Consider the following 22,302-nt stretch of genomic DNA (forward strand, 5'->3'; position numbering starts at 1 on the left):
CGTCTCCGTTAGCGGAAAAGCTGCGGCAGCCACAACGACAGCGCCGGCACATAGGTGACCAGCAGCAAGGTCGCGATCGCGGCCAGGTAGAATGGCCAGATCGTGCGCACCACCTGCCAGACCGGGATCTGGCCGACCGCACACCCTACGAACAGCACCGCGCCGACCGGCGGCGTGCACAGGCCGATGCCCAGATTGAGGATCATGATGATGCCGAAATGGACCGGATCGACGCCGAACGCCATGGCCACGGGCAGGAAGATCGGCGTGGTGATGACGATCAGCGGCGACATGTCCATGAACGTGCCCAGTATCAGCAGCACGATATTGATCATCAGGAGGATGATCAGCGGATTTTCCGACACGCCCTGCAGGAATGCCACCAGCGAGGCAGGCACGCGCAGGAAGGCGAGCAGCCAGCCGAACGCCGCCGCGCAGCCGATGACCAGCAGCACCATCGCGGTGGTGCGCACGGCGGCGAACGTCGCCTCGACGAAAGCCGCCCAGGAGAGCGAGCGGTAGGCGAGCACCGTCACCAGCAGCGCATAGACGACCGCGACGCAGGAGCTTTCCGAAGCGGTGAAGACGCCCGAGCGCACGCCGCCGAAAATGATGGCGATGAGGATGAGCCCCGGCACCGCCGAAACGAACAGCGAGCCCATGATGCGGAAGCCGGGGAACGGGTCGGTGGGATAGTCCCGGCGCTTGGCGACGAACCAGGCCGCGATCATCAGCGACAGCGCCAGGATCAGCCCCGGTATGATGCCCGCGGTGAAGAGATCGGCGATCGAGATGCGCCCGCCGCCGGAAATCGAGTAGATGATCAGATTGTGCGAAGGCGGCAGCATCAGCGCAATGATCGACGAGACGACGGTGACGTTGACCGCATAGTCGACGTCGTAGCCCTTGTCCTTCATCTGCGGGATCATCAGGCCGCCGATGGCCGAGGCATCCGCCGCGGCGGAGCCGGAAACGCCGCCGAACAGCACGGAAGCGACGATGTTGACCTGGCCGAGGCCGCCTCGGAAGCTGCCGACCCAGGAGCCGGCCAGCGCCACCAGCCGGCGGGCGATGTCGCCGCGCACCATCAGCACGCCGGCATAGATGAAGAAGGGAATGGCCATCAGCGCGAAGACCGAGACGCCCGAATTCAGGCGCTGGAACACGATCAGCGGCGGCATGCCCATATAGAGCGCGGTCGCAAGGGAGGAGACGCCCAGGCAGAAGGCGACCGGCGTTCCGATAAGCAGCAGGAACACGAATGTCCCGAAGAGAATATAGATTTCCACGGGCCCTAATCCTTTGGCAGTTCGGTTTCGCCAAAATGCGCGGTGGGAAGACCGGCCATGCGCCGGGCAATGCGTTCAGTCGAGAAGACGACGATCAGAACGCCGCCGCACGACAGCGCGATCAGCGACACGCCGTCCGGCAGGCCGAGGGAGGGCATGGTGGAGTCCCATGTCTTCATCGCAAGGTCCGCCCCATACCAGGCCATGCCGAAGCCGAAGCCGGCGACCACGAGGTCCGAAACCGTCCGCAGCACCGACTTCGCCTTCAGGGGGATGACGTAGAGCAGAACGTCGAAGCTCAGATGATATCCCTCGCGGATGCCAACGGCGGCGCCGAGAAAGATGAACCAGCCCATCAGCAGCAGCGATGCCGGTTCGGTCCAGGTGGGGCTGTTGTTGAGCACGAAACGCCCGAATACCTGCCAGGCGATGAAGGCGGTCATCAGCACCAGGCCCGTCGCCGATATCCAAAGCGAGATTCGCGAGACGACGCCCAGCACGCGCGCCACTTTCAACATTCTTGCCTGCAAGATGCCGCTCCTGAGAAACCGGTCGGAAGACCGTGGCGCGAAGTCCGCGCCACGGTCCGGGTCAGATCACGATCTGAAGATTATTCGACGGCGCGGATGCGCTCGACGAGATCCTTCAGCTTTTCGCTGGTGACATGCTTTTCATAGACCGGTTCCATGGCTTCGATGAAGGGCGTCTTGTCGATGTCGGAGATGATCTCGACGCCCGCCTCGCGGACCTTGGCTTCCGATGCGGCCTCGCGCTCGGCCCAGAGCTTGCGCATGTAGGGCACCGATTCCTTCGCCGCCTGGCGCAGGATTTCCTGATCTTCCGGCGACAGCTTGTCCCAGCTCGTCTTCGAGATGACGAGCACCTCCGGCACGATCAGGTGCTCATCGAGCGTGTAGTAGCCGGCGACCTCGTAATGGCCCGAGGATTCGAAGGACGGCCAGTTGTTTTCCGCGCCGTCGATGACGCCGGTCTGGATCGAGGAATAGACCTCGCCATAGGGCATCGGCGTGGCGTTGGCCCCCAGCGCGTCGACCATGTCGACGAACAGATCCGACTGCATGACGCGGAACTTCATTCCGGCCAGGTCTTCCTTCGAGGTGATCGGCTTCTTGGAGTTGTAGAAGGAGCGTGCGCCGCCATCATAGAAGGCAAGGCCGATAAGGCCGTGCTCCTCGAAGGCGTCGAGGATGTCCTGGCCGATCTCGCCGTCCATCACCTTGTGCATGTGCTCCACCGAGCGGAAGATATAGGGCAGCGAGGGGACGCGGGTTTCCTCGATCAGATTGTTGAAGGGGCCCAAGCTTACGCGGTTCATGTCGATCACGCCGAAGCGCGTCTGCTCGATCGTGTCCTTTTCCTCGCCGAGCTGGGCCGAGTGGAACACCTCGATGCCGATGCGGCCATCGGTGCGTTCCTCGACGAGCTTGCCCATATATTTGACCGCCTCGACGGTCGGATAGCCATCCGGATGCGTGTCCGAGGACCGCAGCACGAGATCGGCGGCATGGGCCGAGATCGATAGAACGGCGAGTGCCGCGCCGGAGATCAGGGCTTTTTTAAGCGTTTTCAAACCAACCATTATTTCCTCCCTGGTTGTGGCTTCATAGCCGGTAAGCCTGCTTGGCAAGCCTGTAAGCGAGGTCGTGGGCGACCTCCCCTGCCTCTTCCAGGCCGAGCCGCCCTTCGGCGACCAGCGTGGCGAGGTAAGCACAGTCGACCCGCCGGGCCACGTCGTGGCGGGCGGGTATCGAACAAAAGGCGCGTGTGTCGTCGTTGAAACCGACAGTATTGTAGAAGCCCGCGGTTTCGGTGGTCATCTCGCGGTAGCGGCGCATGCCCTCCGGACTGTCGAAGAACCACCAGGCAGGGCCGAGCTTCAGGGCCGGATAGACGCCGGCCAGCGGCGCCAGCTCGCGCGCATAGGAAGTCTCGTCCAGCGTGAAGACGATGATCGTCAGACCCGGCTCCGTGCCCACCGCGTCCAGCAACGGCTTGAGCGCGCGCACGTAGTCCGTGCGGGTGGGAATGTCGAAGCCCTTGTCGCGGCCATGGCGCACCATCATGCCGGTCGAGTGGTTGCGGAAGGCGCCGGGATGTATCTGCATGACCAGCCCGTCCTCCAGGCTCATCCGCGCCATCTCCGTCAGCATATGCCCGCGAAAGGCATCCGCCTCCTCCGGGGTGCATTCGCCGACAAGCGCCTTGGCGAACAACCGCGCCGCCTCCTGCGCGGAAAGGTTTTCGGTGCGCGCCGTCGCATGGCCGTGATCGGTGCTGGTCGCGCCATACTCCTTGAAGAAGGCGCGGCGTCTGCGATGGGCTTCCAGATAGCCCTCCCAGCTTTCCGTGTCGCACCCGGTCAATTCGCCGAAACGGACGACATTGGCGGCAAATCCCTCGAATTCGGGATCGACGACGGCGTCCGGCCTGTAGGCCGTCACCACCTTCCCGCTCCAGCCGGACTGCCGGATCATGTGGTGCCAGCGCAGGTCGTCGAGCGGGCTTTCCGTGGTGGCGATCGCCTCGATATTGAAGCGCTCGAAAAGGGCGCGCGGGCGGAACTCCGGCTTCTTGAGGCAGGCATCGATATGCTCGTAATACTCATCGGCCGTCTTTGCCGAAAGGGGGACGTCCAGGCCGAAAACTTCCTGAAAGGAGTGGTCCAGCCACAGGCGGCTGGGCGTGCCGCGAAACAGATGATAGTTCTGCGCGAAAAGCCGCCAGATCTCGCGCCCGTCGGTCTCGCCGACGCTGCCGTCGGCCCTCGGCACGCCGAGCGCGTCGAGGCTGATCCCTTGCGAGAACAGCATCCGAAAGACGTAGTGATCGGGCGTCACGAAAAGCCGGGCGGGATCGGGAAAGGCTTCGTCCTCGGCATACCAGCGGGGATCGGTATGGCCGTGCGGGCTGACGATGGGAAGCGCCTTGACCTCCTCGTACAGGCCCCGCGCCAGGCTGCGTGTGCGCGCCTCCGCCGGAAACAGCCTGTCTTCGTCCAAAAGCGCCAAAGCCTTGCTCCTCCCCAGGATTTCCGTGCGGCTTGCGTTAATCTGGTAATCTAATATGTTAGTATGCATTACGAGTCAACGGAGGCTGATGTGCTCGAACAACTTCCACGCCGCCAGATCGAGGAGTTGCGTGCCCCGTCGGTGACGGATCTCGTTTTCGACACGCTGTACCGGCAGGTGGTGGAGTTGAAGATCGAGCCAGGCACCAAGCTCTCGGAAGCGGAAGTCTCCAAGCTCATGGGCGTCTCGCGCCAGCCCGTGCGCGATGCCTTCTACCGCCTGTCGCAGCTCGGCTTCCTGCTGGTGCGCCCGCAGCGGGCGACGACGGTGACGCAGATCTCGGTGCGCGCGGTGCACGAGGCGCGGTTCGTGCGCACGGCGCTGGAGCTGGAAACGGTGCGGGCCGCCGCCGCCCGCCTGGAAAAGCCGCAGATTCAGGAGCTCGACGCCCTCATCGACGAGCAGCGCAAGGCGGTGAAGGCCGGCGACAAGGTCCTGTTTCACGAGTTGGACGACGATTTCCACAGGCGGATCTGCCATATGTCCGGCCATGGCTACACCTGGAAGCTCATCCGCGACTACAAGGCGCATATGGATCGGGTGCGCTATCTCAGCCTTTCCTTCGGGGCGGAGCTGGCGCTCAACGACCACATTGCGCTGATGGACGCGTTGCGTGTGCATGATGTCGAGGGTGCTGCCACGGTCATCCGTGAGCACCTGTCGCGCATCTCCGGCATCATCGGCCGCATCCGGGAAAGCCACGGGCAGTATTTCCTCGACGAGGAATAGGTCCCCCGCCTCACCCACCCTATCTCGTCACCGCAAACGGGCCGAAGGGCGCCGGTGTTCGCCCTTATCCTCCTTCTCCCCGTTCACGGGGTCTGAAGGACGGGCCGAGACCCGTGGCTCGATCCCGCCGGTACCTGCAGGCGGATAAGGGCGGCACCGACCTCCGCGGTGTACGCCGGCAAGACGGCAAAAGCATCGCTCTGCGCCAAATTTCATATATGAACTTGCAAGTCACAGATGAATGTCTCATGCTTGGACGGTCGGGAGGAGCATCGACCGGCGGCTGTCGTCTCGAACGACGCGCCCCCAGCTGCCTCCGAAGCCCGACGTAAGGGAGGTATGACCAATGAACGATCCTGGGAAGACGGCAAGCGCCGCTTCGCCGGCAGCGCTGTCCGAAGCCTCGCCGGCTGCCACCGAGAAATAATCCCATGCAAGAACCCTATACCCTGCCCCTCGACGGGCTGGTCGTGATCGACATGAGCCAGTTCCTGTCCGGCCCCTATTGTTCGCTGCGGCTCATGGATCTGGGCGCGCGCGTTATCAAGATCGAGCGGCCGGACCAGGGCGACCTGTCGCGCCGTCTCTATCTGAGCGATACGGAGATCGGCGGCGATTCGACCATTTTCCACGCCATCAACCGGGGCAAGGAAAGCCTCGCCATCGACCTGAAGAACGAGGCCGATCTGGCGGCGCTGAAGAAGCTGATCGCCGGCGCCGACGTGCTGATCCAGAACTTCCGGCCGGGCGTCATAGAGCGCCTGGGGCTTGGGTACGAGACCGTCATGGCGCTCAATCCTGGCCTCGTCTATGCCTCGATCAGCGGCTATGGCGAGGACGGCCCATGGGTCATGCGGCCGGGGCAGGATCTGCTCGCGCAGGCGCGCTCCGGGCTGATGTGGTTGAATGGCGACGAGGGCCAGGGGCCGGTGCCCTTCGGCCTTGCGGTGGCCGACATGCTGGCCGGCGCGGCCGCGGCGCAGGGCATTCTGGCGGCGCTCGTCAGGCGCGGCATCAAGGGCCGCGGCGCCCATGTGCAGACGAGCCTGCTGGAAGCGCTAACCGACCTCCAGTTCGAGGTGCTGACCACCTTTCTCAATGACGGCAAGCGCATGCCCCGGCGGGCGGCCACCCGCAGCGCACACGCCTATCTGGCCGCGCCCTATGGCGTTTACCCCACCAGCGACGGGTTTCTGGCCATCGCCATGACGCCCATTCCGAAGCTGGCGGATCTGATGGAGATCGAGGCGCTGGAGCCCTACCGCGACAACCCGGCGAGCTGGTTTACCGAGCGCGACGCGATCAAGGCCGCCATCGCCGAGAAGGCCGCCACGCGCACGACCGACGAATGGCTCGCCATATTGGAGCCGGCCGATATCTGGTGCTCGCGGGTCTTCGACTGGAACGACCTGCTCGCCCATGACGGCTTCCGCATGCTCGACATGCTGCAGACCGTCACGCGCGAGGACGGCGTTTCCGTTGAGACCACCACTTCGCCGATCCGCATCGACGGCGTGCGCGCCAGGATCGACCGCGCCGCGCCGCGCATCGGCGAGCAATCGGACAGGATACGCGAGGAGTTCGGCCTGTGATCAAGCTGAAGGGCATGACCTGGAGCCACCCTCGCGGCTATGACCCAATGGTCGCCTGCTCGGCGATCTGGAAGCGGACCAAAGGCGTCGAGATAGTCTGGGACAAGCGCTCGCTGCAGGATTTCGAATCCTTTCCCGTCGAAGAGCTTGCCCGGCAATACGACCTGATCGTCATCGACCATCCCCATGTCGGCCAGATCACCGAGGAAGGATGTCTTGCCCCGCTTGACGTGGCGGGCCGCGAGGCCGAACGGGCGGCGCTGGCCTCAGGCAGCGTCGGCCGATCCTATGCCAGCTATCAATGGCCCGGCGATCGGCGGCAGGCCCGGCAATGGGCCTTCCCCATCGACGCCGCGGCTCAGGTGCAGGCCTATCGGCCCGACCTCATCGATGCGGCGCCAAAGCGGTGGGAAGATGTGGTGCAGCTGGCGCACGAGGGCCGCGTCTTGCTGCCGCTGAGGCCTCCGCATTCGCTCATGAGCTTTTATACGCTCGCGGCCAATCTGGGCCGTGCCTGCGCCAATGAAGGCCCGGGCGCGCTCATCGAGGAAGCGGCAGGACGGAAGGTCTACGACCTGTTGGCCGAACTCGCCGGCCTCGTGGGCCCTGCCTGCTTCGAGATGGACCCCATCGCCGTATCGGAGGCGATGGCCGCACCGGATTCAGCGATCGCGTCGGCGCCGCTGATCTACGGCTACGTCAACTACGCCATGTCCGGCTTCCGGCCCCGCCGCCTTGCCTTCGCCGACATCCCGGCGGCCGGTCCCGACGGCCCGAAAGGGTCGGCCATCGGCGGCACCGGGATCGCGGTTTCGGCGTTCGGCGCGAATGTGGAAGCGGCCATCGACTTCGCCTATTGGATTGCCGGCGCCGAGGTCCAGCGCGGGCCGTTCCCGGCGGCCGGAGGCCAGCCCGGTCACGCCGCCGGCTGGGAGGACGACGCGGTGAACGCGGCCACCAGCGATTTCTACCGCAACACCAGGCAAACGCTGGAGCACGGCTGGCTGCGCCCGCGCCATAACGGCTACATGGCCTTCCAGCAAGAAGCCTCGGACCGGCTGAACGAAGGATTGCGAGACGGCGAGGAAGCGGCGGGTGTCATCGGTGATCTGAACGCAATGTTCGCCGCGAGTTTTGGCCGGTAAAAAACGGGCCAGGACCGCTTTTTTCAGCTGAAACCGCCCGATCCGCCGCGATTTTCAGCCGGAAACCGGCCGAAATCCCCTGAAAATTGCCCCTTTTCGGGCCGTTTCTCCGCCCTCAGTCCAGACCCCAGATCCGCCTGGCGTTTTCGCGATAGACCTTGGCGCGCTCGCGGGCGGTGCAGCCGCCGAACAGCGCCTGGGTGGCCGCCGCCCAGGGCGACAGGCCGCCGCCGAGCGTGCAGACCGGCCAGTCGCTACCCCAGACGAGGCGGTCGAAGCCGAAGCATTCGGCGGTGTGTTCGACATAGGGCCGCAGCGTGTCGAGCGTCCAGGTCTGCGCATCCGCATAGGCGATTACGCCGGAAATCTTGCCAACCACATTGGGACGCTTTGCGATCTCGCGCATATGGGTGCGCCACGGCTCCACCGCCTCGCCCTTTATGTCGGGCACGCCGCAATGATCGAGGATGAACCGCACGTCAGGCGCGAGGTCCGCAAGCTCGATGGCGCGGGGGATCTGGTGCGGCAGCACGCAGAGGTCGAAGGTGAAGCGGGTGCCGGAAAGGCGCTTGATGTTCTCGCGGAACATGGGGGCTTCGGAGAGCTCGTCCGGCATCACATGCAGCACGCGCCGGAATCCCTTCACCAGCGGGTTCTCCTGCTGACGCTCGACAAGCGCGGCAAAGCCTTCTTCCTCCGGCCGGGCGGACGAGATGGCGCCGACGATGAGGCTGCCTTCGCGGGCGGCAAGGCCCGCGACATAGTCGGTCTCGCGCTCGATCAGGGCGGGGGCGACATCCACCTCCATATGCAGGGCGGCCTCGATGCCGACGCGCCGGGCCTCGCGCTCATAGCTCTCATAGAGGAAGTCGCGGTTCAGCGCCGCCGCGCCGCCGAGCCAGGGATAGTCCAGCGCGGTTTTGTCGATGACATGCAGATGCGTGTCGATGAACATCGTCTATTCTCCCCTCCCCGGGGATTTCTCGGATGGGGGCGACCGGCTCAAGACGACCGCCTCGGACAGAAATCATATGTGGCGCATCCCCGCGCCGGCCAGCTCCGAAAGTTTCCCGGCGGTCTTCAGCACCAGCTGCATGGTGCCGGAGATGTCGGGGCCGGCCTGCGGCCCCACCAGTGCGATGTAGGGCACGGTCAGCGCCGCGATGGACTTGCCATCGGGACCGAGCACCGGGGCCGACAGGTTGAACACCCCCGCGGTCTGGGCACTCGGCATCAATTCATAGCCGCGATCGCGTATCTGATCCAGCCGGTCGAAGAACTCCGGCGAAAGTTCCGGCTTCTCGTTGCTGCGCGCGTTCTCGGCAATCATCATCTCGCGCTCTTCCGGCGAGCGGAACGCCAGCAGAATATGGCCCGATCCGGTGTCGAACAGGCCGATGTGCGAGCCGACGCGGATCGATATGCCCCAATAGCCCGGCGCCTCCTGCTGGGCGATGACGACGGCGAAGCCCCGGTCGAAGACGGCGAGCTGATTCGCCTGGCGCGTCATCTCCGCAAGCTCGCGCATCAGCGGCGTGGCGTAGGAGACGAGGCGGCGCACGGGAGCGTGAAGCTGGGCGAGACCGAACAGTTTCAATGTCAGCGCATAGCGGTCGCCGTCGATGCGGGTCACGTATCCGCGCCGCACCAGCCGGTCCAGCATGCGGTAGAACTCGTTGGGGCTGCGCTCGAGCTTCTTGGCGATCTCGGCCTGGGTCAGCCCGCCGTCGACGCCGGCCAGCAATTCGAGAATGTCGAGACCCTTGTCCAGGGCGGGCGCGCGGTAGCGTTCGCTATCTTCACCGGTCACGGCTTTCTCCAGTAAATTTTCGGCTTCATATACGGAAACGGCGGCGCAAAGCAACGACATTGCGCTTGACGGTTCATGAATGGAATGTTTGTATATGAATTAAGCTCTCGTCTTTGCAGAGCGACGCCAGTGGCGCTTCACCGGAAAACCGGCGGGAGCGTTTGTTGTTTGGGAGGAAATCCATGAAACATTTCGTCACCGGCGCGTCCGCCGGCGTAATCGCGCTGGCAATCGGCGCGGGCTCGGCAATGGCGCAGGAACTGCCCGGTAAATTCGACGGCGTCACGATCGACGCCAAGCTCATCGGCGGCCAGCAGTACGAGGCGCTCTACGCGCGCATCGCCGAATGGGAACAGGCGACCGGGGCCAAGGTCAATGTCGTCTCCAAGAAAAACCATTTCGAGCTCGACAAGGAGATCAAGTCCGACATCGCAACCGGCACGATAAGCTGGTGCGTGGGCTCCAACCACTCCTCCTTCGCGCCGCAATATCCGGGCATCTATGCCGATCTTTCCGCGCTGCTTCCCAGCGAGGAGATCGAGGCCTTCGTTCCGGCCAATATCGCCGCCTCCACGCTCGGCGGTAAGCTGGTGATGCTGCCGCGCGCGCAGTTCGACGTTTCGGCGCTCTATTATCAAAAGAGCCTTTACGAGGACGAGGCCAAGGCGGCCGAGTTCAAGGAGCAGTACGGCTACGACCTGGCGCCGCCCGAGACATGGGAACAGGTCGCCGACCAGGCCAAGTTCTTCGCCAACCCGCCGGATTTCTACGGCACGCAATATGCCGGCAAGGAAGAGGCCATCAATGGCCGCTTCTACGAGATGCTCGTCGCCGAGGGCGGCGAATATCTCAATGCCGACGGCGAGCCCGCCTTCAACTCGGAAGCCGGCGTGCGCGCGCTCGACTGGTTCGTCGACCTCTACAAGGCCAAAGCCGTTCCGGCCGGCACCACCAACTATCTGTGGGACGATCTGGGCCAGGGCTTTGCCTCCGGCACCGTCGCGCTCAATCTCGACTGGCCGGGCTGGGCCGCGTTCTTCAACGATCCGGCTTCCTCCAAGGTCGCCGGCAATGTCGGCGTGAAGGTGCAGCCGAAGGGCTCTTCGGGCAAGCGCACCGGCTGGTCCGGCCATCACGGCTTCTCGGTCACCGAAAGCTGCGGCGACAAGGAAGCCGCCGCGTCGCTGGTCTGGTGGCTGACCAACGAGGACAGCCAGAAGCTCGAAGCCTCCGCCGGCCCGCTGCCCACCCGCACCGCGGTCTGGGAATGGGTGGTTGCCGAGGCCGAGGGCGATGCCTACCGCCAGGAAGTGCTCTCCGCGTTCCAGCAGGCAGCCGAGCATGCCTTCCCTGTGCCGCAGACGGCCTCCTGGATCGAAATCTCGAATGCCGTCTATCCCGAGCTGCAAGCCGCCATTCTCGGCGACAAGACATCTCAGCAAGCGCTCGACGACGCCGCCCAGAAGGCGACGGAAATCCTCGAGGATGCGGGCGAACTATGAGCTCCCAACGGGAAGGGCGTAAGATCCTTCCCCTGCATGACGGCCAACTCCGGCGCGCCGAAAGGCGCGCCGGCTTTTCTGAAACCGTGAGTGTCGACGGACCCGATTTTACAGATGCGTTTGACGCAGTGCCCTGCAGCACCCCGTGAAACGCAATAGTAGAATGAACTTGAGGCGAAGCACCCCATGAAAAGCTGGCGATTACCGGCGCCCTTCCTGCTCCTCTTGCCGACCTTCATCGTACTGGCCGCCGTCGTCGTCGTGCCGCTGCTGCTTTCGGTCTATTCCAGCTTCACGCCCTTCAGGCTGACACGGCCCGATTCCATCTGGATCTTCATCGGGTTCCGCAATTACGAGCGGCTTCTGGCCGACTGGGACTTCTGGGTGGCTTTCGGCCGCACGGTCCTGTTGCTGACCGTCGCTCTCAACCTGGAAATGATCCTCGGGCTGGGGCTCGCCATGCTGGTCGAGAAGGCCACGCGCGGCCAGCGCGCCTTACGCACGGTCATGATGTTTCCGATGATGTTCTCGCCCATCCTCGTGGGCTTCCAGTTCAAATTCATGTTCAACGACAATATCGGTCTCATCAACAACGCCCTGCAGTCGCTGGGGCTGACCGACCGGGCGATCCCCTGGCTGATCGACGGCACACTCGCCTTCATCGCGATCCTGACGGCCGAAGTCTGGTCCTCCACCTCCGTCTTCGCCATCTTCATCCTGTCCGGGCTGATGGCCATGCCGAAGGAGCCGATGGAGGCCGCCCGCGTCGACGGCTGCACGCCGTGGCAGACCTTCCGCTACGTCACCTGGCCCTTCATCATGCCCTTCGCCTTCATCGCCATGACCATCCGCTCTCTAGACATCGCGCGCGCCTACGACATCGTGAAGATCATGACCGATGGCGGACCGGCCAAGCGCACCGAGATCCTGTGGACGCTGATCGCCCGCACCGGCTACTCCGACGCACGCATGGGGCTGGCCAACGCGATGGCCTATTTCGCCATCTTCCTGTCGATCGTGTTCACGGTCATCTTCTTCCGCAAGCTGGCGCAGGCGCGCAGCCAGATCGGGGCGGAGTGGTAGAGATGGACAAGAACGCCACACATCGCGTCAAGCGCGGCTTCCTGAAAGCGGCCCATCTTTTCGGCCTGTTCATCGCCATGGCGATCATCTGCCTGCCGGGCCTCTGGATCGTATTGTCCTCGCTGCGTCCGACGGTCGAGATCATGGCCAAGCCGCCGGTCTGGATCCCGAGGGACCTTTCCTTCGACGCCTATGTCGCCATGTTCTCGGGCGTCGGCCAGGGCGGCATTCCGGTGATCGAGTATTTCCGCAACTCGCTGGTCATCTCCGTCACCTCCACGGTGATCGCGCTGGCCATCGGCATGGCCGGCGGCTACGCCTTCGCACGCTACCGCTTCGCCTTCAAATCCTCGATCTTCCTGGGCTTCATGCTGACGCGTACCGTGCCCGGCATCGCCCTGTCGCTTCCGCTCTTCTACGTCTATGCGAAGCTCGGCATCATCGACACGCATTTCGGGCTGATCATGGCCTATGTCGCGCTCAACGTGCCCTTTACCGTATGGCTGATCGACGGCTTCTTCCGCCAGGTGCCGAAGGATCTGGCGGAGGCAGCGCAGATCGACGGCTGCACGCGCTGGCAGGCCTTCTGGCAGGTCGAGTTTCCGCTGGCCCGCCCCGGCATCGCCTCGGCCGGCATCTTCGCCTTCCTGATCTCGTGGAACGAATTCGCGCTCGCCTCGCAGCTCACCCGCTCGGTGAACTCGAAGACCCTGCCGGTCGGCCTCCTCGATTACACGGCCGAGTTCACCATCGACTGGCGCGGCATGTGCGCGCTGGCCGTGGTGATGATCATCCCGGCGCTGACCCTCACCTTTATCGTCCAGAAGCACCTCGTATCGGGCCTCACCTCCGGCGCGGTGAAAGGATGATATACCAAGGAGTACTGATAATGACCGATCTGATGAGACAGGACGATCCGCTGGCTAGGCGCGCCGTGGCGGCGTTGCGCCACGCTTACGATGCAAAGGCATCGCGGCGCGCGGCGCGCCTTGCCACGACACGCGATACCTCCGGTCAGACCGGTCATTATCAGTACTCCTTGGTATAACATGGCACCCGTTTCCTTGAACAAGCTCGTCAAGCGCTACGGAGCGACCCAGGTGGTGCACGGCATCGACCTCGATGTCGCCGACCGCGAGTTCATCGCCCTTGTCGGCCCGTCGGGCTGCGGCAAGTCCACCACGCTGCGCATGATCGCGGGGCTGGAGGACATTTCGGGCGGCGACATCCGCATCGGCGGCCACATCGTCAACGACCTGCCGCCGCGCGCCCGCAACATCTCCATGGTGTTCCAGTCCTATGCGCTCTACCCGCACATGACGGTGGCGGAGAATATGGGCTTCTCGCTGAAGATCGCCGGCAAGGACAAGGCCGAGATCGAAAAGCGCGTGGCCGAGGCGGCAAAGACGCTCAGCCTGGAAGCCCTCCTGGAGCGGCGGCCCTCGCAACTTTCGGGCGGACAGCGCCAGCGGGTGGCGATGGGCCGCGCCATCGTGCGCAACCCGGAGGTCTTCCTGTTCGACGAGCCGTTGTCGAACCTCGACGCCAAGCTGCGCACGCAGATGCGCACCGAGATCAAGAAGCTGCACGCCAAGGTGCAGTCGACGGTCATCTACGTGACCCACGACCAGGTGGAGGCGATGACGCTGGCCGACCGCATCGTCATCATGCGCGACGGCCATATCGAGCAGGTGGGAACGCCCGAGGACGTGTTTCACCGCCCGGCCACGCTGTTCGTCGCCGGCTTCATCGGCTCCCCGCCCATGAATCTGCGCGAGGCCGTCGTCAGCGACGGCAAGCTGATGTTCAGGGGCGGCGACAGCCTGCCCATCCCCGCCCGGTTCCGCGAGAAGGTGTCGGTCGGGCAGGAAGTGGTCTTCGGCTTGCGCCCCGACGACCTTTATCCCACCGGGCATGGCATCCATTCGGGCGAGGCCCACGAGGTGCACGAGATGGAGCGCACCGTCTCCATCACCGAACCGCTGGGCAACGAGACGCTGGTCTTCGTCAATTTCGACGGGATGGAATGGGTTTCGCGCATGCTCAACCCCCGCCAGATGAAGCGCGGCGATACCGTCAATCTCTCCTTCGACCTGTCGCAGGCCCATCTGTTCGAGGCCGGAACGGGCAAGAGCCTCAGGAGCTAGAACCATGGCACGCATCGAGAAGATCGAGCTGCGGATGGTCGACCTGGTGCCGAAGGTCAAGCGCACCGACGCCATCCAGAGCTTTATCAGCCAGGAAACGCCCATCGTCGTCGTCACCGATGCGGACGGGGCGACCGGCCTTGGATATTCCTACACGATAGGCACGGGCGGCTCCTCCGTGATGCGGCTTCTGGCCGATCATCTGGCGCCCCGCCTGATCGGCCGCGATGCCGACCGCATCGAGGCGATCTGGCACGAGCTGGAATTCGCCACCCATGCCACGACCATCGGCGCCATCACGGCCATCGCGCTTGCCGCCGTGGACACGGCGCTTTGGGACCTGCGGGCAAAGAAGCAGGGCCTGCCGCTGTGGAAGCTGGCCGGCGGCGCCAGGGACCGGGCGCCGCTCTACACCACCGAGGGCGGCTGGCTGCATATCGAGGCAGAGGCGCTGGTCGAGGATGCGCTGGACGCCAGGGCGCAGGGCTTCGCCGGCTCCAAGGTGAAGATCGGCAAGCCGTCCGGCGCCGAGGATTTCCGCCGGCTGGAAGCGGTGCGCAAGGCGGTCGGCGACGACTACGAGATCATGACCGACTGCAATCAGGGTTTCACTGTGGACGAGGCGATCCGCCGCGCGGCGCGCCTGCGCCCGCTCGATCTCGCCTGGATCGAGGAGCCGCTGCCGGCCGACGACATGGACGGGCATGTGCGCCTCAGCCGCTCGACATCCACGCCGATCGCCATCGGCGAATCGCTCTATTCGATCCGCCATTTCCGCGAATACATGCAGAAGGGCGCGTGCTCCATCGTGCAGGTGGATGTGGGGCGCATCGGCGGCATCACGCCGTGGCTGAAGGTGGCGCACATGGCCGAAGCCTTCGACATCCCCGTCTGCCCGCATTTCCTGATGGAGCTTCACGTCAGCCTCGTCTGCGCAGTGCCGAACGGGAAGTATGTGGAGTATATTCCGCAGCTCGACGACATCACCGGCAGCCGCATGAAGGTCGAGGACGGCCACGCGGTCGCGCCGTCCGAGCCGGGGCTGGGAATCGACTGGGACTGCGACGCGCTGAAGGCGCGCAGCATCGCCGACTTCACGACCGAGATAACCGCCAGGGGAGGATGACATGCAGCGCATGGGAATGGTCATCGGCCTGAAGCCCGAAAAGGTCGAGGAATACAAACGCCTGCACGCCGAGGTGTGGCCGGACGTCCTTGCCATGATCTCGGCCTGCAACATCCGCAACTATTCGATCTTCCTGAAGGAGCCGGAGAACCTCTTGTTCGGCTACTGGGAGTATCACGGCACCGATTTCGCCGCCGACGCGGCGAAGATGGCGGCCGATCCGACCACGCAGAAATGGTGGGATGTGTGCATGCCCTGCCAGGAGCCGCTCGGAACACGGGGCGAAGGCGAGTGGTGGGCGATGATGGAGGAGGTTTTCCATCATGATTGAGTTCGACCCTTCAAGCCTCACCCAATCCTGGCCCCTGCCTTCCAGGCCGCGCCCGATCGTCACCTTCGGTGCCGGCTCCATCGTCGGCGACGCGCATTTTCCGGCCTATCGCAAGGCCGGATTTCCCATTGCCGGACTCTACGACCCGGACCGGGAAAAGGCGGAGAAACTGGCCGCCGAATGGGGCGTGAGGGCGTTCGGCAGTATCGAGGAGGCGGCGGCGGTCGAAGGCGCCATGTTCGACCTTGCCACGCCGCCCTCGCGCCATGCCGAAGTTCTGTCCGCGCTGCCCGACGGCGCGGCGGCGCTGATCCAGAAACCGATGGGCAGCGACCTCAACGAGGCGACGCATATCCTCGCCCTTTGCCGCCAGAAGAAGCTGGTGGCGGCGGTCAACTTCCAGCTCCGCTTCGCGCCCATGATGCTGGCCCTGAAGGACGCCATCGCGAAGGGCCATCTGGGCGAGGTCGTCGACTTCGACGCGTGGCTGGCGCTCGCAACGCCCTGGCAGCTCTGGCCTTTCCTCAAGGGCCTGCCGCGCATCGAGATCGCCATGCATTCGATCCATTATCTTGACCTGATCCGCCAGATCCTGGGCGATCCGCAGGGCGTTCACGCAAAGACGCTCGGCCATCCGAACCACGATGTGGCGCAGACCCGCACCAGCGCGATCCTCGACTATGGCGACAAGGTACGCTGCGCGCTGTCGGTCAATCACGACCACGACTTCGGACGCAAATACCAGGCCTGCGAGTTTCGCATCTGCGGCACGAAGGGGGCGGCCTATCTCAAGCTCGGCGTCAATCTCGACTATCCGCGCGGCGAGCCCGATATTCTGGAGATCCGTCCCGCCGGCGGCGCGGACTGGGTGAACGTGCCGCTGGAAGGCACCTGGTTTCCCGATGCCTTTGCCGGCCGCATGGCCAATCTCCAGCGCTTTGCCGGCGGCGAGGACGATGCCCTGGTCAGCTCCGTCGAGGATGCCTGGAACACGATGGCGCTGGTCGAGGCCGCCTATCGCTCCAGCGCCGCGCCGGCCACACCCCTGCCACGGAGGCCCTGATGGAAATCACCACCTATTTCGAAGACTACGAGATCGGCTCCGGGCGCACGAGCTTCGGCCGCACGATCACCGAGACCGACTTCGTGGTGCATGCCGGCCATACGGGCGACTTCTTCCCGCATCACATGGATGCGGAGTTCATGAAGAAGTCCGAGTTCGGCGGGCGCATCGCCCACGGCACGATGGTCTTCGCCATCGGCATCGGGCTGACCGCGAACGTCATCAACCCAGTCTCGTTCTCCTACGGCTATGACCGGCTGCGCTTCGTCAAGCCGGTCTTTATCGGCGATACGATCCGCACCCGCACCACGATCGTGGAAAAGCGCGACGACCCCAAGCGCCCCGACATGGGCCGTGTCGTGGAGCGCTGCGAGGTGCTGAACCAGAAGGACGAAGTGGTGCTGGCCGCCGATCACCTTTACATCGTCGAACGCCGCAAAACCAAGTCATGAGATAGGGGCCTTCCATGTACCTTGAGAACAAGACCGTACTGATCACCGCCGCCGCGCAAGGCATCGGCCGGGCGAGCGCGCTCGCCTTCGCGCGCGCCGGGGCCAAGGTGATCGCCACCGACGTGAACGAGAAGGTGCTGGCCGAGCTGGACGGCGAGAAGAACATCACGACGGCCAGGCTGGACGTGCTCGACAATGATGCGGTGAGGAAGCTGGTCGCCGAGATCGGCGCGGTCGACGTGCTGTTCAACTGCGCCGGTGTGGTGCATGGCGGCTCGATCCTCGAAATGAAGGACAGCGATCTGGAATTCGCCTTCGACCTCAACGTGAAGGCGATGATACGCACCATCCGCGCCGTGCTCCCCGGCATGCTCGATCGCGGCGACGGGGCGATCATCAACATGTCCTCCGTCGCCTCCAGCATGAAGGGCGTGCCAAACCGTTTCGCCTACGGAACGACCAAGGCGGCGGTGCTGGGCCTGACCAAGGCGGTCGCCGCCGACTATGTCGCCAAGGGCATCCGCTGCAACGCCATCTGCCCCGGCACGGTGGACAGCCCCTCCCTGCAGGACCGCCTCAGGGAGACCGGCGACTATGACGCCGCGCGCAAGGCCTTCATCGCCCGCCAGCCCATCGGCCGCCTCGGCACGGCGGAGGAGATCGCCGACCTTGCGGTCTATCTCGCCGGCGCCACCTACACGACCGGCCAAGCCTACGCCATCGACGGCGGCTGGACCATCTGACATCTCGATTTTACGCAATTCCGGACGGAAAACCGGTTTCCACTTTTCCTGCAATTGCTCCAGAGGACACAAATCATGAAGCTAGTACGTTACGGCGCGCCGGGCGCGGAAAAGCCCGGCCTGATCGACGCAGACGGTAATGTCCGCGATCTCTCAGGCAAGATCGACGACGTGGCGGGTGCCGCCATCGCTCCCGAAAGCCTTATAGCTCTTTCGTCGCTGGACGCGGCAGCGCTGCCGCTGGTGGAAGGCAACCCGCGCCTTGGCCCCTGCGTCGCCGGCACCGGCAAGTTCATCTGCATCGGCCTCAACTATGCCGACCACGCCGAGGAATCCGGCCTGGCCGTGCCGCCGGAGCCGGTCATTTTCATGAAGGCCACCTCCGCCATCTGCGGGCCGAACGACAACCTCGTCATCCCGCGCGGCTCGGAAAAGACGGACTGGGAAGTGGAGCTCGGCGTCGTCATCGGCAAGACAGCCAAATATGTGAGCGAGGAAGAGGCGCTGGACTACGTAGCCGGCTATTGCACGGTGCACGACGTTTCCGAGCGCGCCTTCCAGATCGAGCATCAGGGCCAGTGGACCAAGGGCAAGTCGGCCGACACGTTCGGCCCGACCGGCCCCTGGCTGGTGACGAAGGACGAGGTGGCCGACCCGCAGAACCTGCCCATGTGGCTGAAGGTCAATGGCCAGACCATGCAGGACGGCACCACCGGCACCATGGTCTACGGCGTGGCGCATCTGGTCTCCTACCTTTCGCGCTTCATGTCGCTGCAGCCGGGCGACATCATCTCCACCGGCACGCCGCCCGGCGTCGGCATGGGTCAAAAGCCGCCGCGCTATCTGAAGCCCGGCGACGTGGTCGAACTCGGCATCGAGGGGCTCGGCGTGCAGAAGCAGACCTGCGTCGCGGATAGGTAGCTCTACAGTTGCGATTGACCGCTTCGGCCTTCACACCCCCCTCTGCCCTGCCGGGCATCTCCCCCTCAAGGGGGGAGATTGGCTGTCATTGTCGATTTCGCCAATCTCGAAGAAGAAGAGAAACATTGATGAAGAGATGATCTCCCCCCTTGAGGGGGAGATGTCCGGCAGGACAGAGGGGGGCGCAGAGCGCGGCGGTAAATCGCCACTGCGAACTGCGCATTGAACCAACGCATCGCGCTTTGCGAAAGCCGATGTCATAAACAGAGACAGCCCGTGACCCGCATTACAGACCTGAAAACCCACGATCTGCGGTTTCCCACGTCCCAATCGCTCGACGGCTCGGACGCGATGAACCCGGATCCCGATTACTCGGCCGCCTATGTCGTCCTGGAAACGGACAGGAAGGGGCTGGAAGGGCACGGCCTCACCTTCACCATCGGGCGCGGCAACGACATCTGCTGCGCGGCGATCGAGGCCATGCGCCATCTGGTCGTGGGTCTCGATCTCGACTGGGTGAAGGAGGATCCCGGCCGCTTCTGGCGGCATGTGACGAGCGACAGCCAGCTGCGCTGGATCGGCCCGGACAAGGGCGCGATGCACCTGGCCACCGGCGCGGTCGTCAATGCCGTCTGGGACCTGTGGGGCAAGGAAGCGGCCAAGCCAGTCTGGCAGCTCGTCGCGGAAATGACGCCCGAGGAGATCGTCGCCATCGTCGATTTCCGCTATCTCACCGACGCCATCACCCGCGAGGAGGCGCTTGAAATCCTCAGGCGCGCGGAGCCCGGCAAGGCCGAGCGCATGGCCATCCTCAAGCGCGAGGGCTATGCCTGCTACACCACGTCCGCCGGCTGGCTGGGCTATGCCGACGACAAGCTGCGCCGGCTCTGCCAGGAAGCCGTCGATGCGGGTTTCAACCATGTGAAGCTGAAGGTCGGGCGCGATCTGGAAGACGACAAGCGCCGGCTGGCGATCGCCCGCGAGGTGCTCGGCCCCGACCGCCATCTGATGATCGACGCCAATCAGGTGTGGGAGGTCGACCAGGCGGTTTCATGGCTGAAGGAACTGGCCTTCGCCGAGCCCTTCTTCATCGAGGAGCCGACCAGCCCGGACGACGTGGCCGGCCATCGGAAAATCCGCCAGGCGGTCGCGCCGATGAAGGTGGCGACCGGCGAGATGTGCCAGAACCGCATCATGTTCAAGCAGTTCATCGCCGAGGGCGCCATCGACGTGGTGCAGATCGATTCCTGCCGCATGGGCGGCTTGAACGAGGTGCTGGCGGTGCTGCTGATGGCGGCGAAATACGACCTGCCGGTCTGGCCGCATGCCGGCGGCGTCGGCCTGTGCGAATATGTGCAGCACCTGTCGATGATCGATTACCTGGCTGTCTCGGGCACGAAGGAAGGCCGGGTCATCGAGTATGTCGACCATCTGCACGAGCACTTCATCGGCCCCTGCCTCATCGAGAACGCGGCCTATATGCCGCCGCGGCTGCCGGGCTTTTCCATCGAGATGAATCCGGCTTCGATAAAGGCGTATCGGGTGGGCGGGTAGGTTTATCGGGTTTCGGTGTTGGCACTGAGTTGTGATTTACCGCCGCCGCCTGCGTTACCCCCCTCTGCCCTGCCGGGCAGAGGGGGGTGCGAAGGGGCGCGGCGGCAAACGCGATTATCGCATCAAGGCGAAACCGTCGCATCCTTCCTCGGCCGCAGGAAACGGCCGACGATGATCGGTGCCAGGAAGCCGGCGATGGCGAGCGCCCAGATGGTGATGGCGATCGGCGAGCCCCAGAGGACCGAGTAATCGCCGTCCGAGATGGTCAGCGCGCGGCGCATGCTCTTCTCCATGATGTTGCCGAGCAGGATGCCGAGAATGACCGGCACCAGCGGCACGTCGAGCTTGCGCAGGAGATAGCCGCCCACGCCGAAGCCGATCATCAGCAGGAGATCGAAGGTCGAGCCCGTCAGGCCGTATATGCCGACGAAGGCGATCATCGCCACGGCGGGCATGAGATATTTCGTCGGCACCTGCAGCACCCGCACGAACAGGCCGACCATCGGGACGTTGAGCAGGAGCAGCATGATGTTGCCGATGAACAGCGCGGCGATGAGGCCCCACACCACATCCGGCTGCTGCGTGAAGAGCAGCGGCCCCGGCGTGATGTTGAGCGCCATCAGCATGGCCAGCAGCACGGCGGTGGTGCCCGAGCCGGGCACGCCCAGCGCCAGCATGGGCACGAGCGCGCCGCCGGCTGCCGCGTTGTTGCCGGCCTCCGGTGCCGCGACGCCGCGCGGGTCCCCCTTGCCGAAAGTGCCTTCCTTGTCGCTCAGGCGCTTCTCGATCGTGTAGGACACGAAGGAGCCCAGCGAGGCGCCCGCTCCCGGCAGGACGCCGGAAACGAAGCCGATCACCGTGCTGCGCGCCATCGTGCCGGTGGTCTTTTTCAGCATCGAGAGCGGTGCCGTGATGCGGCTGAGCTTGGTCGTCGAGGCCTCCGGCGCTTCCCCCTTGGCATGTTCGAGGAACAGCAGCACCTCGGAGATGGCGAACAGGCCGACGATGGCGATCAGGAAGTCTATGCCTTCGTAGAGATGAATCTCGCCGAAGGTCAGCCGCGGCACCCCGGTCTGGTGATCGACGCCGACCATGGCAATGCCGAGGCCGAGGGCCGCGGCGATCACCGCCTTTGCCTGGTTGCGCGCGGCAATGCCGCCGAGCGTCGCGAAGGCCAGGGTGAAGAGCGCGAAATATTCGGCCGGACCGAACAGGAGCGCGACCTTGACCAGTTGCGGTGCCAGGAAGACGAGGCCCCATGTGGCGAAGAAGGCGCCGACGAAGGAAGCGATGCCCGACAGCGCCAGCGCCTCGCCGGCCTGCCCCTTCTTGGTCATCGGATAGCCGTCGAGCGTGGTCATCAGCGCCGGCTCGTCGCCCGGGATATTGAGCAGGATGGAGGAGATGCGCCCGCCATACATCGCGCCGTAATAGACCGAGGTCAGAAGGATCAGCGCCGGCGTGGCCGGCAGCCCGAGCGTGAAGGCGAGCGGAATGAGGATGGCCACGCCGTTGGAGGGGCCGAGCCCCGGCAGCGCGCCGATGATGGTGCCCAGAAAGCAGCCGAGGAGCGCCAGCCCGAGATTCTGCCAGGTCAGCGCGACGGCGAAACCGTCTGCAAGGCTTGCGAGAACGTCCATGTCCAATCTCCTGCTTAGATCGGTTCACCGTTTCACGGAACCGGTGAACCGATCTAACTATTTGATTTTACGCAATTCCGGGTGGA

Annotated in this window: 22 protein-coding genes; 15 read left to right on the forward strand and 7 right to left on the reverse strand. The window is 64.5% G+C overall.

Going from position 1 to position 22,302, the window contains the following annotated elements; translation table 11 throughout:
• Positions 1-8 precede the first annotated feature (8 nt).
• The 4 genes from NTH_RS21310 to uxaC form a co-directional block, all read right to left on the reverse strand.
• Positions 9-1,289: a TRAP transporter large permease gene (locus tag NTH_RS21310; RefSeq protein ID WP_338531977.1), complete on the reverse strand. Its 1,281-nt coding sequence runs from the start codon at positions 1,287-1,289 to the stop codon at positions 9-11.
• Between the two features lie 5 nt (positions 1,290-1,294).
• Complete coding sequence (locus NTH_RS21315; RefSeq protein WP_338531978.1) at positions 1,295-1,819, reverse strand: TRAP transporter small permease; 525 nt, start codon at positions 1,817-1,819, stop codon at positions 1,295-1,297.
• Positions 1,820-1,899: 80 nt separating this feature from the next.
• A complete protein-coding gene (locus NTH_RS21320; RefSeq protein ID WP_338531979.1) occupies positions 1,900-2,889 on the reverse strand; it encodes a TRAP transporter substrate-binding protein in 990 nt (329 codons plus the stop codon).
• 22 nt (positions 2,890-2,911) lie between these two features.
• Entirely contained in the window at positions 2,912-4,318 is a 1,407-nt protein-coding gene (uxaC, locus tag NTH_RS21325) for a glucuronate isomerase (RefSeq protein ID WP_338531980.1), read from the reverse strand.
• Between the two features lie 90 nt (positions 4,319-4,408).
• On the opposite strand from uxaC, the gene NTH_RS21330 reads away from it, so the two are divergent.
• From NTH_RS21330 to NTH_RS21340, 3 genes are all read left to right on the forward strand, one after another.
• The gene (locus tag NTH_RS21330; RefSeq protein WP_338531981.1) at positions 4,409-5,107 is read left to right on the forward strand and encodes a GntR family transcriptional regulator; all 699 of its coding nucleotides are present in this window, start codon (positions 4,409-4,411) and stop codon (positions 5,105-5,107) included.
• A gap of 431 nt (positions 5,108-5,538) precedes the next feature.
• The gene (locus tag NTH_RS21335) at positions 5,539-6,699 is read left to right on the forward strand and encodes a CaiB/BaiF CoA transferase family protein (protein ID WP_338531982.1); all 1,161 of its coding nucleotides are present in this window, start codon (positions 5,539-5,541) and stop codon (positions 6,697-6,699) included.
• A gap of 14 nt (positions 6,700-6,713) precedes the next feature.
• Positions 6,714-7,844 carry an extracellular solute-binding protein gene (locus NTH_RS21340; protein WP_338532225.1) on the forward strand — a complete coding sequence of 377 codons (1,131 nt, stop codon included), beginning with the start codon at positions 6,714-6,716 and terminating at the stop codon, positions 7,842-7,844.
• 115 nt (positions 7,845-7,959) lie between these two features.
• Here NTH_RS21340 and NTH_RS21345 read toward each other — a convergent pair whose 3' ends face one another.
• Together NTH_RS21345 and NTH_RS21350 are read right to left on the reverse strand one after the other, a co-directional pair.
• Entirely contained in the window at positions 7,960-8,799 is an 840-nt protein-coding gene (locus tag NTH_RS21345) for an amidohydrolase family protein (protein WP_338531983.1), read from the reverse strand.
• A gap of 72 nt (positions 8,800-8,871) precedes the next feature.
• Positions 8,872-9,654 (reverse strand): IclR family transcriptional regulator, encoded by a 783-nt coding sequence (locus NTH_RS21350; RefSeq protein ID WP_338531984.1) that lies wholly within the window; start codon positions 9,652-9,654, stop codon positions 8,872-8,874.
• 182 nt (positions 9,655-9,836) lie between these two features.
• Here NTH_RS21350 and NTH_RS21355 point away from each other — a divergent pair, with 182 nt between their 5' ends.
• The 12 genes from NTH_RS21355 to NTH_RS21410 all read left to right on the forward strand — a co-directional run bounded on the left by NTH_RS21355 (position 9,837) and on the right by NTH_RS21410 (position 20,576).
• Entirely contained in the window at positions 9,837-11,156 is a 1,320-nt protein-coding gene (locus NTH_RS21355; RefSeq protein WP_422392452.1) for an ABC transporter substrate-binding protein, read from the forward strand.
• 186 nt (positions 11,157-11,342) lie between these two features.
• Complete coding sequence (locus NTH_RS21360; RefSeq protein WP_338531985.1) at positions 11,343-12,239, forward strand: carbohydrate ABC transporter permease; 897 nt, start codon at positions 11,343-11,345, stop codon at positions 12,237-12,239.
• 2 nt (positions 12,240-12,241) lie between these two features.
• Complete coding sequence (locus NTH_RS21365; protein WP_338531986.1) at positions 12,242-13,108, forward strand: carbohydrate ABC transporter permease; 867 nt, start codon at positions 12,242-12,244, stop codon at positions 13,106-13,108.
• A gap of 20 nt (positions 13,109-13,128) precedes the next feature.
• Positions 13,129-13,287 (forward strand): hypothetical protein, encoded by a 159-nt coding sequence (locus tag NTH_RS21370; protein WP_338531987.1) that lies wholly within the window; start codon positions 13,129-13,131, stop codon positions 13,285-13,287.
• Between the two features lies 1 nt (position 13,288).
• Positions 13,289-14,386, forward strand: coding sequence for an ABC transporter ATP-binding protein (locus NTH_RS21375; protein WP_338531988.1), 1,098 nt, complete (start codon positions 13,289-13,291; stop codon positions 14,384-14,386).
• A 4-nt stretch (positions 14,387-14,390) separates the two neighbouring features.
• Positions 14,391-15,512, forward strand: a complete 1,122-nt coding sequence (locus NTH_RS21380) for a mandelate racemase/muconate lactonizing enzyme family protein (RefSeq protein WP_338531989.1) — start codon at positions 14,391-14,393, stop codon at positions 15,510-15,512.
• Position 15,513: 1 nt separating this feature from the next.
• The gene (locus NTH_RS21385) at positions 15,514-15,843 is read left to right on the forward strand and encodes an L-rhamnose mutarotase (protein ID WP_338531990.1); all 330 of its coding nucleotides are present in this window, start codon (positions 15,514-15,516) and stop codon (positions 15,841-15,843) included.
• Entirely contained in the window at positions 15,836-16,906 is a 1,071-nt protein-coding gene (locus tag NTH_RS21390) for a Gfo/Idh/MocA family protein (RefSeq protein WP_422392453.1), read from the forward strand. Before NTH_RS21385 ends, NTH_RS21390 begins: the two co-directional genes overlap by 8 nt.
• Entirely contained in the window at positions 16,906-17,358 is a 453-nt protein-coding gene (locus NTH_RS21395) for a MaoC family dehydratase (RefSeq protein ID WP_338531991.1), read from the forward strand. Before NTH_RS21390 ends, NTH_RS21395 begins: the two co-directional genes overlap by 1 nt.
• Positions 17,359-17,372: 14 nt before the next feature.
• Positions 17,373-18,101, forward strand: coding sequence for an SDR family oxidoreductase (locus NTH_RS21400; RefSeq protein ID WP_338531992.1), 729 nt, complete (start codon positions 17,373-17,375; stop codon positions 18,099-18,101).
• Positions 18,102-18,176: 75 nt separating this feature from the next.
• Positions 18,177-19,022 (forward strand): fumarylacetoacetate hydrolase family protein, encoded by an 846-nt coding sequence (locus NTH_RS21405; RefSeq protein ID WP_338531993.1) that lies wholly within the window; start codon positions 18,177-18,179, stop codon positions 19,020-19,022.
• 276 nt (positions 19,023-19,298) lie between these two features.
• Positions 19,299-20,576: an L-fuconate dehydratase gene (locus NTH_RS21410; RefSeq protein ID WP_338531994.1), complete on the forward strand. Its 1,278-nt coding sequence runs from the start codon at positions 19,299-19,301 to the stop codon at positions 20,574-20,576.
• Between the two features lie 122 nt (positions 20,577-20,698).
• Here NTH_RS21410 and NTH_RS21415 read toward each other — a convergent pair whose 3' ends face one another.
• Positions 20,699-22,216 carry a tripartite tricarboxylate transporter permease gene (locus NTH_RS21415; protein WP_338531995.1) on the reverse strand — a complete coding sequence of 506 codons (1,518 nt, stop codon included), beginning with the start codon at positions 22,214-22,216 and terminating at the stop codon, positions 20,699-20,701.
• Positions 22,217-22,302 lie beyond the last annotated feature (86 nt).

The organism is Nitratireductor thuwali (assembly GCF_036621415.1).
Lineage (GTDB): Bacteria > Pseudomonadota > Alphaproteobacteria > Rhizobiales > Rhizobiaceae > Chelativorans > Chelativorans thuwali.

What these genes read in the sequence shown, in the direction of transcription:
- NTH_RS21320 (WP_338531979.1), bottom strand. Translation starts at nt 2,889, where the DNA reads ATGGTTGGTTTGAAAACGCTTAAAAAAGCCCTGATCTCCGGCGCGGCA.
- NTH_RS21335 (WP_338531982.1), top strand. Translation starts at nt 5,539, where the DNA reads ATGCAAGAACCCTATACCCTGCCCCTCGACGGGCTGGTCGTGATCGAC.
- NTH_RS21340 (WP_338532225.1), top strand. Translation starts at nt 6,714, where the DNA reads ATGACCTGGAGCCACCCTCGCGGCTATGACCCAATGGTCGCCTGCTCG.
- NTH_RS21345 (WP_338531983.1), bottom strand. Translation starts at nt 8,799, where the DNA reads ATGTTCATCGACACGCATCTGCATGTCATCGACAAAACCGCGCTGGAC.
- NTH_RS21355 (WP_422392452.1), top strand. Translation starts at nt 9,837, where the DNA reads ATGAAACATTTCGTCACCGGCGCGTCCGCCGGCGTAATCGCGCTGGCA.
- NTH_RS21360 (WP_338531985.1), top strand. Translation starts at nt 11,343, where the DNA reads ATGAAAAGCTGGCGATTACCGGCGCCCTTCCTGCTCCTCTTGCCGACC.
- NTH_RS21365 (WP_338531986.1), top strand. Translation starts at nt 12,242, where the DNA reads ATGGACAAGAACGCCACACATCGCGTCAAGCGCGGCTTCCTGAAAGCG.
- NTH_RS21370 (WP_338531987.1), top strand. Translation starts at nt 13,129, where the DNA reads ATGACCGATCTGATGAGACAGGACGATCCGCTGGCTAGGCGCGCCGTG.
- NTH_RS21375 (WP_338531988.1), top strand. Translation starts at nt 13,289, where the DNA reads ATGGCACCCGTTTCCTTGAACAAGCTCGTCAAGCGCTACGGAGCGACC.
- NTH_RS21380 (WP_338531989.1), top strand. Translation starts at nt 14,391, where the DNA reads ATGGCACGCATCGAGAAGATCGAGCTGCGGATGGTCGACCTGGTGCCG.
- NTH_RS21385 (WP_338531990.1), top strand. Translation starts at nt 15,514, where the DNA reads ATGCAGCGCATGGGAATGGTCATCGGCCTGAAGCCCGAAAAGGTCGAG.
- NTH_RS21390 (WP_422392453.1), top strand. Translation starts at nt 15,836, where the DNA reads ATGATTGAGTTCGACCCTTCAAGCCTCACCCAATCCTGGCCCCTGCCT.
- NTH_RS21395 (WP_338531991.1), top strand. Translation starts at nt 16,906, where the DNA reads ATGGAAATCACCACCTATTTCGAAGACTACGAGATCGGCTCCGGGCGC.
- NTH_RS21400 (WP_338531992.1), top strand. Translation starts at nt 17,373, where the DNA reads ATGTACCTTGAGAACAAGACCGTACTGATCACCGCCGCCGCGCAAGGC.
- NTH_RS21405 (WP_338531993.1), top strand. Translation starts at nt 18,177, where the DNA reads ATGAAGCTAGTACGTTACGGCGCGCCGGGCGCGGAAAAGCCCGGCCTG.
- NTH_RS21415 (WP_338531995.1), bottom strand. Translation starts at nt 22,216, where the DNA reads ATGGACGTTCTCGCAAGCCTTGCAGACGGTTTCGCCGTCGCGCTGACC.